Origin of the sequence: Pollutimonas harenae (assembly GCF_004153685.1) — a bacterium.
GTDB lineage: Bacteria > Pseudomonadota > Gammaproteobacteria > Burkholderiales > Burkholderiaceae_B > Pusillimonas_C > Pusillimonas_C harenae.
Window position 1 is genome coordinate 557,788 of sequence record NZ_SDQD01000001.1, and the last position, 13,137, is coordinate 570,924.

Below are 13,137 nucleotides of genomic sequence, written 5' to 3' on the forward strand. Positions count from 1 at the left end.
TAAGTTTGGGCTTCACATTTGCAAAGTTGCAGCCACATCAGATGGGTTTCAGATTGATGGCATCGGCGAGCGACTTCCAGAACTCAAAATCCTTCTTGACCTGCTGGTTGAAGTCATCTACCGAATCGGCAACCGGCTCAGCAGCCTGGTTGGCCAGGGCTTTTTTCATTTCGGGATCAAACACTACGGCATGGACCGCTTGCTGTACGGTGTCCAGAATTTCTTTGGGTGTGCCGGCAGGGGCATAAAGGCTATAGCTGGTGTAGACGTCGTCAAATTCATTCATGCCCAGCTCATGGAGCGTCGGCACGTCGGGCCAGGCACTGGTTCTTTCTGTGCCGGTAATAGCGAGAGGACGTACTTTGCCCGACTGCACATAGGCGTTGGCGCTCAGGATGCTTGTGGTGCCAATAGTGGTGACGCCGGCTGCCACATCTGCCATCAGCGGTGCACCGCCTTTATAAGACACGCTCACCATGCCCAGCTTGTTGTAATAGTCGAGCATATTGCCTACCAGGCGAGTCATATTTTCGGAGCTACCGTAGGCGAACTTGCTCTCGGGTTGATGTGCCAGCGTGACGAACTCTTTCATGCTTTTTGCCGGCAAATCACTATTCACCAGAAAAGCCAGCGGAGACCGTGCAACCATGGTGACACCCACAAAGTCCTTGAAAGTGTCGTAGGGGATATCTTTTTGGACCAAGGGGTTGATGAGATGGCTATTGACCACCAGCACGTAGGTGTAGCCATCTGGCTTTGCCGTAGCCACCGTGCGGGTGCCAATAATGCCGTTGGCGCCAGGTTGATTTTCAACGATCACACTTTGCTTGAAGTGCTTGGTCAGGCGATCACTCAGATGACGGGCAATAGTGTCAGTGCCTCCCCCTGCCGAGTAAGGCACAATTAAGCGGATAGGCCTTTCGGGAAATGAAGCTGCCTGGGCCGCAGCCGAGCAGGTCAATGCCAAAGCTCCTAAACCACAAAGTATTTTGCGTCGTGTTCCATCCAACATGTCATCCTCCTTTAGTTAAAAATAATTAGCTTGCCTGGTGACATGGGTTAAGAACCACAGGTGCACCGGACTCCTGCTTTCGTTCAGCTGGAGCTGGTTGGTATGCTGCGCTCCAGTTCCATTTCGTATGAAAAAAGGTCGCCCGGATGAACACTCAACGACAATTCAACCAATCGCGACTGGCTGTCGTAGTATTCACGGTGTACCCACAGGCAAGGCGTATTGGGCTCTATCTTGAGCAGAGCCTCCATTTTTTGATCCGGTATGGCCGACCGTATGGTCTGTTTCACGCGGGTCGCTGCGACACCAAACTGTTGTTCGATCAAATCAAAAATCGATTGCTTGATGCGCCCTTGAACTCCCGCGATCGAGCGATAGTCGGGATGCACCCATACTTCGTGATAAGAGATCGGAACATCGTAGTCACTGCTGTGGCGCAAGCCACTTACGAACAACCACTGCTGACCTTGATACGCAGCCAGGCAATCATTAGCCTTATCAGTGACTGTCTGGACGGTACGTTCAAGCACTTCCATCTGAGTATTGGCACTGAACTGGGTGAGGTCAGAAATTTGGCTGACGCTCAGCTGATAGCCCCGCCGAGGCTTTGTGGCGATAACAAGGGTTCCCAACCGTGGGGTTCGTTTGATCAGTCCAGCCCTAACCAAACGATCGAGCGCCATGCGCACGGTGTGCCTGCCTGCGCCAAACTGCGTACATAAGTCCATCTCCCGAGGCAGTTTGCTACCAACCGGATATCTCCCGCTCTCGATTTCGCTGGCCAGCGTACGTGCCAGATTCTGATGACGGGGGGCTGTTTCGCTCGGCAATAGAGGGTTGGGTGGGATGGAGGCTTTGGTGGGCATATGAAAAGGACGGCGGGCTTGTTCAGGCTGAGGTTAAGTATATTTGTTCATTTGTTCGAACAAATTATGATGTAAATCAATTCTAGCTGTCAACCAGTCGCTAACAATCACCATTCCTAATATGACGAAAGGCATGCTGCCCCCCTGTGCTCAGGGGCAACCGATTATGACAAACAATGGGCCAAGACGGCGCCCATCACCTCGTGCCTGCACTTTCTTGTTGAGTCAATTTTTAGCACGCTGCCTGAACAGGCGCGAATCCTTTGCGTAGCCGTGGGAACCGGTGTAGAGCTGGCCTATCTTGCCTGTAAGCATCCGGCCTGGCCGGTTTACTGCGGTAGAACCTTCTGGACCCATGCTAGAGGTTTGTCACACACGCGCAAAGACCGAGGGGTTCGCTGAGCGTTGTCATTTTCATGAAGGCTATCTTGATTCACTGCCTGACACATCCCTACACGACACCGCCATATGCTTTTTAGTGTCGCAGTTCATCCTCGACCCTCGCGCACGCACCGACTTCTTTCAACAAATACGGGTTGATGCTGGAGCCTCGGTTGTCGATGCCATTTTAAGTATTTCTCCTAAATTACAGCCGGAATTTTATCGTCCACATGGCTGTAAAGCCTCATCGGGCTACCAGGTAACCGGCTAGCTATGTGGTGATGAACCACTCTATTAACGGGTGCTTGGCGAACAACTAGACAGAAACACATTACAGCGCTTGTGCAACTCGAACAATGCAGCACAATCGTAATGCCCGACAGCTCGCTAGGACCATAATTAATTAGCAATCTGCTCGATGAATGCCCGTAGCAAGGTGGCTACCTCTTGCGAATGTGTCTCTAGGGCAAAATGTCCCGCCTCGAGAAGATGCACCTGGGCATCGGGCAGATCCTTCGTGTAAGCGTAGGCACCTGCAGGCACAAACGCTGGGTCATGGCGTCCCCACACGGCAAGCAACGGTGGGCGATAGTCACGAAAATAAGACTGGAACGCCGGATACAGCGCCACGTTGCTGCGATAGTCAAGAATCAGATCGAGCTGAACCTCCTGCGCACCTGGCCTCGCCATGTAGGCGATGTCCAATTCATAGCCGTCAGGCGACAGGGCTCCTGGCGCGGAGCCAGTGCCGTATTGCCAGTCTCGTATGGTGTCCGGCAAGAGCGATTCCCGGCAAGCTTCCCGGTTTTCTAGACTCGGCTCGCGCCAGTATGCTTCCCAAGGCCCCCATTGATCGCTAAATCCTTCGACATAGGCGTTACCGTTTTGCGAGATGATTGCGCTTATTCGTTCAGGATTGCGCATGGCCAGCCGCAGTCCTACCGGAGCACCGTAGTCGAAAACGTACAACGCATATCGCTCCAGCGACATGGCTTTAGCGAAGTCCTCAATCACGTTCGCAAGATTGTCGAATGTATATTCAAACACCCCGCGAGATGGCGACTTTGTCTGGCCGAATCCAGGCAAATCCGGTGCAATCAACCTGAAGCGATCGGCGAGTAAAGGAATGAGGTCGCGAAACATGTGACTGGCGCTCGGGAAACCATGCAACAGCAGTATCACAGGCGCGTCTCTGGGCCCAGCCTCGCGGTAAAAGACCTCAACATCATCGATTTGCAGAAACTCGTAACGTATTTTCATCGGATTATCCTCTCGCTTTTAGGGAACATCTACTCAACTTAGCCGCTTGGTAACAACGGTCTATTTGCTGTGAGAGCACAGCCGACTCGCTGGTTCAGAACCAATAGCGGAATGCGCGATCCGAGACTTTGCGGCTATTCGTGTCAGTTCATTGTCACGGTGCTATGCCACTTGATATTGGATGGCTATCTGAAGTTGGAATGATTGTGTGATGCACAGTGCCCGATGACTATGTAGTGATCACGCTTGACAAACTTGCGCTATCCCTTTAATCGCAGGGATCTTCCATAAAAGCAAGGCTGTTCAATCATCAGATTGCCGTGCGCAAGATACTGATATCACCGTTATAGCGATAGCGTGACTGAGGCCACCATCTTCTGTGACACAGATACGCGGTGGAGCGTATGACTTGGGGCTTGCTCTATTCAGAAGAATGGCTTCACTGCAATACGCACTCCATCAACAACCACCGTCAACTCAGCACTTTTGCCGCAATTATCGGGAAAGAGCTCGAACTTTTTTAGCCCAACATATCGAGAATTTTCGATAGTCAATTTTTTCGAAGGGAGAATATCCAATGAAAGCAGCACTACTCAAATCATTTGGTGGTCCAGAAGCATTTGAACTCTGCGATGTGCCCAAGCCTGTCCCGCAAGCGGGACAAGTCTTGGTCCGGGTACATGCAACCTCCATCAACCCCTTGGATTACCAGGTTCGCCGTGGCGATTATGCTGACCAGGTGCCGTTGCCGACCATTACCGGACACGACGTGTCCGGCGTTGTCGAAGAAGTAGGCCCTGGCGTGACTGCTTTCTCACCAGGAGATGAGGTCTGGTACACCCCGCAAATATTTGACGGGCCAGGAAGTTATGCCGAGTACCACGTTGCCGCCGAAAGCATCATCGGTATGAAACCTCCGTCGCTGAGCCATCTTGAAGCGGCAAGCCTGACTTTAGTTGGCGGGACAGCGTGGGAAGCGCTAGCCGTGCGCGCAGTGTTAAGAGCAGGAGAAAGTATTCTGGTACACGGCGGCGGGGGCGGGGTCGGTCACGTAGTGATCCAACTCGCAAAAGCAATGGGAGCAAAGGTATTTACAACAGTACGTGCAGATCACTTTGACTTGGTGCGGAGCTTGGGTGCCGATGTACTTATCGACTACGAAAAGGAAAACTACGTCGACGCCGTTATCCGGGAGTCGGGCGGACGCGGAGTCGACGTCGTGTTTGACACGATCGGCGGCAATACGTTGTCGGATAGCCCAGACGTACTCGCGCAATTAGGTCGCGTCGTAACCATTGTGGACATTGCACAGCCACAGATCCTGCTGCACGCTTGGGGCAAAAACGCCAGCTATCACTTCATTTTCACACGGCAAAATCGCGGCAAGCTGGACGAGCTAAGCACACTGGTCGAGCGTGGTCAATTGCGGCCGCATGTCGGTGCTGTCTATTCGCTGGACGACATTGCATTAGCTCACGCCCGGCTGGAAAGTCGCGACAACGGACTTCAAGGAAAGGTTGCAATTGAGGTCGTTCCGCCGGCCCATTCGCAGAATACATCCACTTGACGTTTCTATTCATTCATAAGGAAAGTCATGATTTATGAGATCGCTCTACTCCCCGTTCAGAGAAAGCACATCGACTCCTTCAAACGTGCTTTTGCCGAGGTCGCACCTTTGCTGAGGCGCGCGAAAGGTTACGGTGGCCACTTCCTCGCGCAAGGTATCGAAACGCCTCAGCAATTCAATCTCATCGTGCGATGGCAATCACTCGAGGATCACACACCGAGCTTCGAAGAAAGCGAAGACCATCGCAGGTTCATGATGGGCTTACAGGAATATTTTTCGGAAGAACCGACTGTCTATCATATTGAAGGATCGGAGATGCCAGCGGATGAACATGATGGAAAGGATAGCGCTGTTGGCATGGGTAGCTGTGATGCCTTGAATTTTTGTCCTTGAACGCTTGGACAAACCTATTAACCGCAGAAGTCTTCCATAAAAGTAAGCCTGCCCAATTAATGGATAGCTGTATTCGAGATACTGGGGCCGCCGTGGTCAACCGATTGTCGATGCACTGGTGGCGGCAACTAGCCCAAACCACAACATTCCAGGTTGGTTCAACCAACCCATTTAACTAAAGGATAGTCATCATGACACACACTAAAGTTTCTACTATTGTTTGCGCATTCTCCGCTGTATTCGTTGGTCAGGCCATTGCCTCCAACGACTCCGTGGTTACTCGCGCGCAAGTCAAGGCCGAACTGGCTGAAGCGATTCGCACCGGAAACATCGTCACTGGCGAAAGCAGCGCCAAGTTGAATGAGCAGTTTCCTCATCTATACCCTCAGCAAGCGGCTGCTTCGAACGTAACGCGTGCCCAGGTCAAGGCCGAGCTGGCCGAAGCGATTCGCACCGGAAACATCGTCACTGGCGAAAGCAGCGCCAAGTTGAATGAACAGTTTCCTCATCTATACCCTCAGCAAGCGGCTGCTTCGAACGTAACGCGTGCCCAGGTCAAGGCCGAATTGGCCGAAGCGATTCGCACCGGAAACATGGTAGAGGGTGAGAGCGGCGTAAAGCTGAATGAAATGTACCCTGGCAAATATCCGACGCAATAGCCGACGATCATGGCGACAGGCAAGCGGGGCGAGGCCGAATAGGCCTGGAAAGTCCGAACGGGCAACGTGTTGGTTGGTGACTGCTTTGCAACATAAAGTGGCTGGCACGAGCCCGAACAGAGATGCATTCCAGCCTCAATAGTGATGAGCATTTGGGGGCTTTCGAGATGTACAAGGCATTAGCGGCAATCACAATGATGGCCGAACTCGGCGCTGTGAGTGGCGCACAAGCTGAGACATACCTGACGCTATATGGCATGGTAGATAGTGGCTATGGCTATCAGAGTTACAGGTACACCCGGGATAGCTTAGATGTGCGTGCCTCGAAATCAGGCGTGCGCGATGGTGTTATTGGGGCCAGCCGTTTTGGCTTCAAAGGTTCGGAAGATCTGGGTTACGGTGTTAGCGCAATCTTCCAGCTGGAGCAGCAGTTTAACCTTAGTACCGGAATGGCTCCTTCCGGAAACTATCAATTTCAGCGGCAAGCCTATGTTGGCCTTACTAGTGATAAGTGGGGAACGCTTACGCTGGGTCGTCAGTACTCCGTCGGTGCCGCAACCACCGTAACCCCTAACGGCTGGCAGCTAGGCAAGATGAATAGGGTTTTCGGTTCTACCGGCGTGGCAGCTGGCAATCGTGTTGATGACTCCATTAAGTACGCCACACCTACTGTAGCTGGCCTACAAGCGATTCTGTTATACAGCCCCAGGGATAAAGGCACAATGAATCGCCAGACTGGGAGCCCGGTTGGGGAGCATGCCTCTAGAATATCAACGGGCCTGATTTACTCTAATGGGGCTTTCGATGCGGGTGGTAGTTATGACCGTCAGGGGGGCACCGGCCATAAGTCTATAAGCAATTGGCAAATTAACTTTTCTTATGACTTTAAGGTTTTCAAATTTGGACTGGCTTATGGTCAAGATCGCGGTGGAAAGATCGGTTGGGTTGGCCGAAGTTCTAGTTATATTCCAGCCGCACATCTACCCGGGCGAGCAAGTCTTGACGATCGCTTCAAATCTCATAATTATCATATTGGCTTGAGTGCGCCCATAGGTAGTGGCCTTCTCTATGTGGGTTGGAATTACTCCGCGTCCAACATGGACGATCCTGACAAATGGGGTGATGGCGCGGGCAATATCAGTACTTATCAAATTAACTATAAGTACTCTCTATCAAAGCGGACTTGGTTATACGCATACGGTTCGTATGGGAAAAACCTGGGATATGTGAAAGCCTTGAAAGGGACGGAGGTTGGTATTGGTGTACAGCACAAGTTTTAACTGACCGTGACCCGTACTCCGCTAAGCGACGATACGTTAGCCGCATAGATCTTCCATAACAGCAGATCCGTCCAATTAGTGAGTGATCTTTTACGAGATAGTGATGTCGCCAGCCCTAGCCTGAGAGTCAACGAACGCTTCGACCGTCTTCAAAGGCACATTTCCGATTTGCTGGCCTACGCAGGAGTACCCGCATCATGACTAAAGCATCCGATCTGTTCATCCAGTGCCTGGAGGAGGAAGGGGTGGAGTATATCTTTGGGGTTCCCGGCGAGGAGAATCTCGACATGCTCGACAGCCTTAGCCGGGCATCCAGGATACAGCTGATCCTTACCCGGCATGAGCAGGGCGCAGGCTTCATGGCCGCGACTTATGGTCGGCATACGGGCAAGGCCGGAGTGTGCATGGCGACGTTGGGGCCGGGCGCGACCAACTTGGTCACTGCCGCCGCCTATGCGCAGCTTGGCGGCATGCCGATCCTGATGGTCACTGGACAAAAACCGATTAAGAAATCAAAGCAAGGCCGTTTCCAGATTCTTGATGTGGTTGGCATGATGAGACCGTTGACGAAGTTTACTCATCAGCTCGCCAGCGCTGACAACATCCCCAGCCGGGTGCGCGAGGCTTTCCGGCTCGCCGAAGAGGAGAAGCCTGGCGCGACGCATATCGAGTTTCCCGAGGATGTCGCCAACGAGGAGACCAAATCGGTGTCATTCAGTCGCGGCCACACACGGCGGCCCAATGCCGATGTGAAGTCGGTACGCGCTGCAGTGCATGCGCTTGAAAGCGCCAAATCTCCGATCCTGGTGATTGGCGCAGGTGCCAACCGCACCGTGACCTGCCGGATGCTGCTCCAGTTCATCGAGAAGACTGGCATTCCGTTCCTTACCACTCAGCTTGGAAAGGGCGTGATCGACGAACGTCACCCCAGGTTTGTCGGCTGCGCAGCCCTATCGGCAGGCGACTTTGTCCATCGTGCGGTTGAGGCCGCTGACTTGATCGTCAATATTGGCCATGATGTGATTGAAAAACCGCCGTTCTTCATGCAGGTGGGCGGCACGCAGGTAATCCATATCTCGTCCAGGACAGCCGAGGTTGACCCGGTCTACTTCCCTCAGATCGAGGTTGTCGGGGACATCGCCAACGCGATCTGGCAGATCAAGCAGGATATCGTCCCCAATGGCGGCTGGCGGTTCGATGCAATGCTGACGGCGCGCAAGGGTGAGGTCGCCCACATTACGTCGATCTCGAGCGACGCTCGCTTCCCAATCTTTCCACCCTATCTGGTCGATCAGGTTCGCACTGCAATGCCCCACGACGGTATCATCTGCCTCGACAATGGGGTGTACAAGATCTGGTTCGCCCGCAGCTATACGGCTTACCGCCCTAACACTGTGCTGCTCGACAATGCGCTCGCCACCATGGGTGCGGGCCTGCCTTCGGCCATTGCCTCGGCGATGGTCTACCCCAGCCGTAAGGTTATGGCGATCTGCGGTGATGGCGGCTTCATGATGAACAGTCAGGAGATGGAGACTGCTGTTCGCTTGAAGCTCAACCTCACCGTGCTGATCCTTAACGACAACAGCTACGGCATGATCCGCTGGAAACAGGCAGACATGGGCTTCAAGGATTGGGGACTAACGTATGGCAACCCCGATTTCGTTAAGTACGCGCAGAGCTATGGAGCATTTGGTCATCGCGTTGAAAGCGCCGAACATCTCGTGCAGCTGCTCGTGCATACCCGCGACACACCAGGTGTCCATCTGATTGATTGTCCGGTTGATTATTCGGAGAATGATCAGATCCTCAACATCGACATCAAAAGGCTGTCGAGAGAATTGTAATGGTTGTTCCGTTCACCGGTTTGGCCGGAAAACGGGGTGCGATCGAGGAGTTTTTTATGGCTACGCTCAAGTCTGTCTATCCGCTCTATCTCAACAACGTGGCACAGCAACCGAACGCTGATCTCGCCGTGACCGATAAGTTCACCGGTGAGGTCGCGTTCCGTGTTGCACAGGCCGATGCCGCGATGATCGATGCGGCGATATCGGGTGCGGTCGAGGCGGCCGAACCGATGGCGCGGATGGCGAGTTACGAGCGCCAGGCGGTGCTCAATCATTGCGTTTCCCGTTTCATCGAGCGGTTCGACGAGCTGGCCTACGCGCTATGCGTCGAGGCGGGCAAGCCGATCAAAGATAGCGAAGGCGAGGTCGGCCGATTGATCGACACCTTCCGCATTGCTGCCGAGGAATCAGTGCGGATGACCGGCGAGGTTCAGCCGCTTGATATTGCGCCGCGTGCCAAAGGTTATCAAGGTATGTGGAAGCGCGTACCCATCGGACCGTGCTCGTTCATCTCGCCGTTCAATTTTCCACTCAATCTGGCCGCGCACAAGATTGCACCGGCGCTCGCGGTGGGTTGTCCGTTCGTGATGAAGCCGGCGAGCCGCACCCCTTTGGGCGCGATCATCATCGGTGAAGTACTTGCCGAGACTGACCTGCCCAAAGGCGCATTCTCGATTCTACCCGCCAGCCGCGGCGGTGCCGACCTGTTCACCATCGACGACCGGTTCAAGCTACTCTCGTTTACCGGGTCGCCCGAGGTCGGTTGGGACCTCAAGTCGCGCTGCGGCAAGAAGAAGGTGGTTCTCGAACTTGGCGGCAATGCCGCAGTCATCGTCGATGTTGATGCCGATCTCGACGATGTGATCGAAAGGGTTCTTTTCGGTGCATTCTACCAGTCTGGGCAGAGCTGTATTGGGGTGCAACGCATCATCATTCATGTCGATATTTATGACCGTTTCCGCGATATGCTGGTCGCCAGAACGAAGGCGCTGGTGGTGGGCGATCCCAAGCAGCGCGAGACATCCATCGGCCCGATGATCGATGTCAAGGAAGCAACGCGGCTCGAAGCCTGGGTGAAAGAGGCGGTCGCCGCAGGCGGCACCCTGCTCTGCGGCGGTAGCCGCGACGGCGCGATGCTCGACGCCACTCTGCTCGAAGCCGTGCCTGCCCACTGCAGGATCGTCACCGAAGAGGCTTTCGGCCCAGTTGCGGTGTTGTCAAGCTTCACGGATTTCTCTGCCGCACTTGTCGAGGTTAACGCCTCCAGATTCGGGCTGCAGGCGGGCGTCTTCACCCGCGACCTGTTCAAGATGTTCGATGCCTGGGATCAACTCGAGGTCGGCGGCGTGCTGGTCAACGACGTTCCCAGCTACCGCGTCGACAACATGCCTTATGGTGGGGTAAAGGACTCGGGCCTGGGTCGTGAAGGAGTGCGTTTCGCGATGGAAGACATGACCGAAATTCGCAACCTGGTAGTTCGCCGAGCATAAGACGTGCTCCTGACGAAGTTGGACACGGGTGAAGCATGCATCCCAGGATACAAATCCTGCGCTGCACGTCTCTGGCTGCGACGTGATGGGGGCCGGGAGCCTGGCCTCACGCGACCTCCGCATTCGCGAAGATCGACTCGAACGATTCGCCGCCATTCACCAGGCATCATACCCACGAACTGCCGAAACCAGCGTGTGAGAAGAGACTGATCACACTTCCGCAATCCAGTGCGGCAAAGAATCAACTACGAATAAACGCGAGTACGTCAGCGTTGAACTTATCTGCTTCAAGCTGGGCCAACCCATGCGAACCACCAGGGTAGACTTTCAGAATGCCATCGTCGATCAGCTTTACCGCCAACTCGGCGGAAGCTGCGATTGGAACGATCTGATCGTCATCGCCATGAATTAACAGCACCGGCTTGTTGATGGCTTTCAAGTCTGCGGCGTAATCTACTTCAGAGAACTCATGAATGCAGTCATAATGCGACTTGATTCCTCCTTGCATCCCTTGCAACCAGAATGCGTGCTGGAACCCTTCATTAGCTGCGACGCCTTGCCGGTTAAAACCGTAGAAAGGCACCGTCAGATCCCTAAATAACTGCGAGCGGTTCGAGGCAACGCCCGCCCGAAGGCCATCAAAGACCTCTATCGGAGTGCCATTAGGATTACTGTCGGTTTGCAACATCAAGGGAGGGACTGCGCCGACCAATACCACTTTAGCCACCCGTGTTGAACCGTGGCGGCCGATGTAATGCGCAACCTCACCGCCCCCGGTGGAATGACCCACCATAATGATATTGCCTAAATCAAGATGGTCGAACAGCTCCGCAAGATCGTCAGCATAACGATCCATGTCGTTCCCGGTCCAGGTTTGCTGCGACCGCCCATGACCTCGTCGGTCGTGGGCAATGACCCGATAGCCGTGTTGTCCAAAGTACATCATCTGATTGTCCCAAGCGTCTGAAGAGAGCGGCCAGCCATGAGAGAAGAAAACCGGTTGGCCTGCACCCCAGTCCTTATAAAAAAGCGTGACGTTATCGCTGGTTGTAAACGTAGTCATGGATATGGCTCCTGTGGATGTATTCCTGAGAAACGATAAGGCGACAACCCAAGTATCGACAGGATGAGAGTGTCGTATTTGGATGGGTATAAGTTTGGTTAACCGAAGCTCTTCTACACTTCTCAGTGATCGCTCAGGTTCAGACTCGTGCCAGAGCTTTGCGTAGTTCTTGCGTTGCCGGCCATCGGCTCGAATGGCTCACAAGCGTGTACGCGCCGCCATTCACCCGGCGTCATACCCACGAGCTGCCGAAACAAGCGTGTGAGATGAGACTGATCGCACATCCCACACTCCTGGGCAATTTGACAAAGGGAATGGTCGGTCGTCAACATCATCTCCTGTGCTCGCTCGATGCGCAGCCTTGCGATATAGGCGAACGGCGCCTGGCCGAATGTTTCCTTGAAAGTTCGAAAGAAGTGTCCAGTACTTAGCCCGGTAAGCGCAATAAGATCAGGACTTCTGATAGGCTGCGCGAGATTTTCCTCTATAAAAGTTGCCAGACGTTTCGCCAGCCAAGGGGGCAGCCCGCCACGAAATGCGTTCTCGGCTTTAGGTCCGACATCTCGCTCCAGACTGGCGGCCAGCAACGCCGTCGCACGGGACAAGCATGCTTGCGCCGCCTGACGATCAACCTCAACTTTGGATTGAGCTACGGTGAGCAACTCCAGCAAGTTTGCTGTCAACACAACCTCACTCTGGTTGCTGTGCTCACCTGCTCCTGTGGTTAACACTGCATGATTGCTCATGAGATTTCCTCTACTTGTGATCGACTAGGAGTCTCGATCCACATGAGGAATATGATCTGACGAATACGCCAAGATGCTAAGTAAAGTGTGGAAAACCGCTGTAAAGTTGACCCGCTTTATCTTGCTGAACTCACGTCTCTATCCTGAGCTGCGCAACGCATCGAAAGGTGAGGTACCCGAACGATCTCTCAGAATGATCAACTGCACGATCCTGTCTTCGGCTAGCGTGAAATAGAGCAAGACCTCCAGCGGGTCCGGCAACCCTCGCTTATCGAATTTCCCGTCGGCGTTGGCGGCGACAACACAATGCCCATAGTGCTGGACACAATGGATGGGGCGAAGCGTCAGCTGCTGTCCGATAACGTCAAGTTCGGCCCATTTTCTTAGTTCAGCCGCTCCGCACCATTGCTGTAACTGATCATTGACAATCGCATCTGCAGCAAAGACGTTAAGAAGACGGGACAGATCACCGGAATTTGTTGCCTCTATGAACTGTGCGACTCTTCGAGGAAGAACTAAACCGTTTGAATACCTAGCCATGCGAATACCTCCAGCAGGGCGCACGTGTGCCCCCGG

General features: G+C 53.8%; 12 protein-coding genes. 6 read left to right on the forward strand and 6 right to left on the reverse strand.

Translation table 11 applies throughout. The features are described 5' to 3' along the window. Positions 1 to 37 precede the first annotated feature (37 nt). The 3 genes from ERD84_RS02600 to ERD84_RS02610 form a co-directional block, all read right to left on the reverse strand. Positions 38 to 1,012 (reverse strand): Bug family tripartite tricarboxylate transporter substrate binding protein, encoded by a 975-nt coding sequence (locus ERD84_RS02600; protein ID WP_130037981.1) that lies wholly within the window; start codon positions 1,010 to 1,012, stop codon positions 38 to 40. A gap of 83 nt (positions 1,013 to 1,095) precedes the next feature. Beyond that, on the reverse strand, positions 1,096 to 1,878 hold the full coding sequence (locus ERD84_RS02605; protein ID WP_130037983.1) for a GntR family transcriptional regulator: 783 nt from the start codon (positions 1,876 to 1,878) through the stop codon (positions 1,096 to 1,098). A gap of 780 nt (positions 1,879 to 2,658) precedes the next feature. Next, positions 2,659 to 3,519 carry an alpha/beta fold hydrolase gene (locus tag ERD84_RS02610; protein ID WP_130037985.1) on the reverse strand — a complete coding sequence of 287 codons (861 nt, stop codon included), beginning with the start codon at positions 3,517 to 3,519 and terminating at the stop codon, positions 2,659 to 2,661. Positions 3,520 to 4,096: 577 nt separating this feature from the next. On the opposite strand from ERD84_RS02610, the gene ERD84_RS02615 reads away from it, so the two are divergent. The 6 genes from ERD84_RS02615 (at position 4,097) to ERD84_RS02640 (ending at position 10,752) form a co-directional block, all read left to right on the forward strand. After that, complete coding sequence (locus tag ERD84_RS02615) at positions 4,097 to 5,086, forward strand: zinc-dependent alcohol dehydrogenase family protein (protein WP_130037987.1); 990 nt, start codon at positions 4,097 to 4,099, stop codon at positions 5,084 to 5,086. A gap of 27 nt (positions 5,087 to 5,113) precedes the next feature. Next, positions 5,114 to 5,479 carry an antibiotic biosynthesis monooxygenase family protein gene (locus ERD84_RS02620; protein ID WP_130037989.1) on the forward strand — a complete coding sequence of 122 codons (366 nt, stop codon included), beginning with the start codon at positions 5,114 to 5,116 and terminating at the stop codon, positions 5,477 to 5,479. A 191-nt stretch (positions 5,480 to 5,670) separates the two neighbouring features. Then, positions 5,671 to 6,138, forward strand: a complete 468-nt coding sequence (locus ERD84_RS02625) for a DUF4148 domain-containing protein (RefSeq protein WP_130037991.1) — start codon at positions 5,671 to 5,673, stop codon at positions 6,136 to 6,138. 122 nt (positions 6,139 to 6,260) lie between these two features. Beyond that, positions 6,261 to 7,418, forward strand: a complete 1,158-nt coding sequence (locus ERD84_RS02630) for a porin (RefSeq protein WP_130037993.1) — start codon at positions 6,261 to 6,263, stop codon at positions 7,416 to 7,418. A gap of 197 nt (positions 7,419 to 7,615) precedes the next feature. Continuing rightward, positions 7,616 to 9,262, forward strand: coding sequence for an acetolactate synthase large subunit (locus ERD84_RS02635; protein WP_130037995.1), 1,647 nt, complete (start codon positions 7,616 to 7,618; stop codon positions 9,260 to 9,262). A gap of 56 nt (positions 9,263 to 9,318) precedes the next feature. Beyond that, positions 9,319 to 10,752, forward strand: coding sequence for an aldehyde dehydrogenase family protein (locus ERD84_RS02640; protein WP_130037997.1), 1,434 nt, complete (start codon positions 9,319 to 9,321; stop codon positions 10,750 to 10,752). Between the two features lie 241 nt (positions 10,753 to 10,993). On the opposite strand, the gene ERD84_RS02645 is transcribed toward ERD84_RS02640, so the two are convergent. The 3 genes from ERD84_RS02645 to ERD84_RS02655 form a co-directional block, all read right to left on the reverse strand. Further along, entirely contained in the window at positions 10,994 to 11,815 is an 822-nt protein-coding gene (locus ERD84_RS02645) for an alpha/beta fold hydrolase (RefSeq protein ID WP_130037999.1), read from the reverse strand. 122 nt (positions 11,816 to 11,937) lie between these two features. Continuing rightward, on the reverse strand, positions 11,938 to 12,561 hold the full coding sequence (locus ERD84_RS02650; RefSeq protein WP_130038001.1) for a helix-turn-helix domain-containing protein: 624 nt from the start codon (positions 12,559 to 12,561) through the stop codon (positions 11,938 to 11,940). Positions 12,562 to 12,699: 138 nt separating this feature from the next. After that, positions 12,700 to 13,101 carry a nuclear transport factor 2 family protein gene (locus ERD84_RS02655; RefSeq protein WP_130038003.1) on the reverse strand — a complete coding sequence of 134 codons (402 nt, stop codon included), beginning with the start codon at positions 13,099 to 13,101 and terminating at the stop codon, positions 12,700 to 12,702. Positions 13,102 to 13,137: the final 36 nt, after the last annotated feature.

What these genes read in the sequence shown, in the direction of transcription:
- ERD84_RS02605 (WP_130037983.1), bottom strand. Translation starts at nt 1,878, where the DNA reads ATGCCCACCAAAGCCTCCATCCCACCCAACCCTCTATTGCCGAGCGAA.
- ERD84_RS02635 (WP_130037995.1), top strand. Translation starts at nt 7,616, where the DNA reads ATGACTAAAGCATCCGATCTGTTCATCCAGTGCCTGGAGGAGGAAGGG.
- ERD84_RS02655 (WP_130038003.1), bottom strand. Translation starts at nt 13,101, where the DNA reads ATGGCTAGGTATTCAAACGGTTTAGTTCTTCCTCGAAGAGTCGCACAG.
- ERD84_RS02640 (WP_130037997.1), top strand. Translation starts at nt 9,319, where the DNA reads ATGGCTACGCTCAAGTCTGTCTATCCGCTCTATCTCAACAACGTGGCA.
- ERD84_RS02615 (WP_130037987.1), top strand. Translation starts at nt 4,097, where the DNA reads ATGAAAGCAGCACTACTCAAATCATTTGGTGGTCCAGAAGCATTTGAA.
- ERD84_RS02610 (WP_130037985.1), bottom strand. Translation starts at nt 3,519, where the DNA reads ATGAAAATACGTTACGAGTTTCTGCAAATCGATGATGTTGAGGTCTTT.
- ERD84_RS02650 (WP_130038001.1), bottom strand. Translation starts at nt 12,561, where the DNA reads ATGAGCAATCATGCAGTGTTAACCACAGGAGCAGGTGAGCACAGCAAC.
- ERD84_RS02645 (WP_130037999.1), bottom strand. Translation starts at nt 11,815, where the DNA reads ATGACTACGTTTACAACCAGCGATAACGTCACGCTTTTTTATAAGGAC.
- ERD84_RS02620 (WP_130037989.1), top strand. Translation starts at nt 5,114, where the DNA reads ATGATTTATGAGATCGCTCTACTCCCCGTTCAGAGAAAGCACATCGAC.
- ERD84_RS02625 (WP_130037991.1), top strand. Translation starts at nt 5,671, where the DNA reads ATGACACACACTAAAGTTTCTACTATTGTTTGCGCATTCTCCGCTGTA.
- ERD84_RS02630 (WP_130037993.1), top strand. Translation starts at nt 6,261, where the DNA reads ATGCATTCCAGCCTCAATAGTGATGAGCATTTGGGGGCTTTCGAGATG.
- ERD84_RS02600 (WP_130037981.1), bottom strand. Translation starts at nt 1,012, where the DNA reads ATGTTGGATGGAACACGACGCAAAATACTTTGTGGTTTAGGAGCTTTG.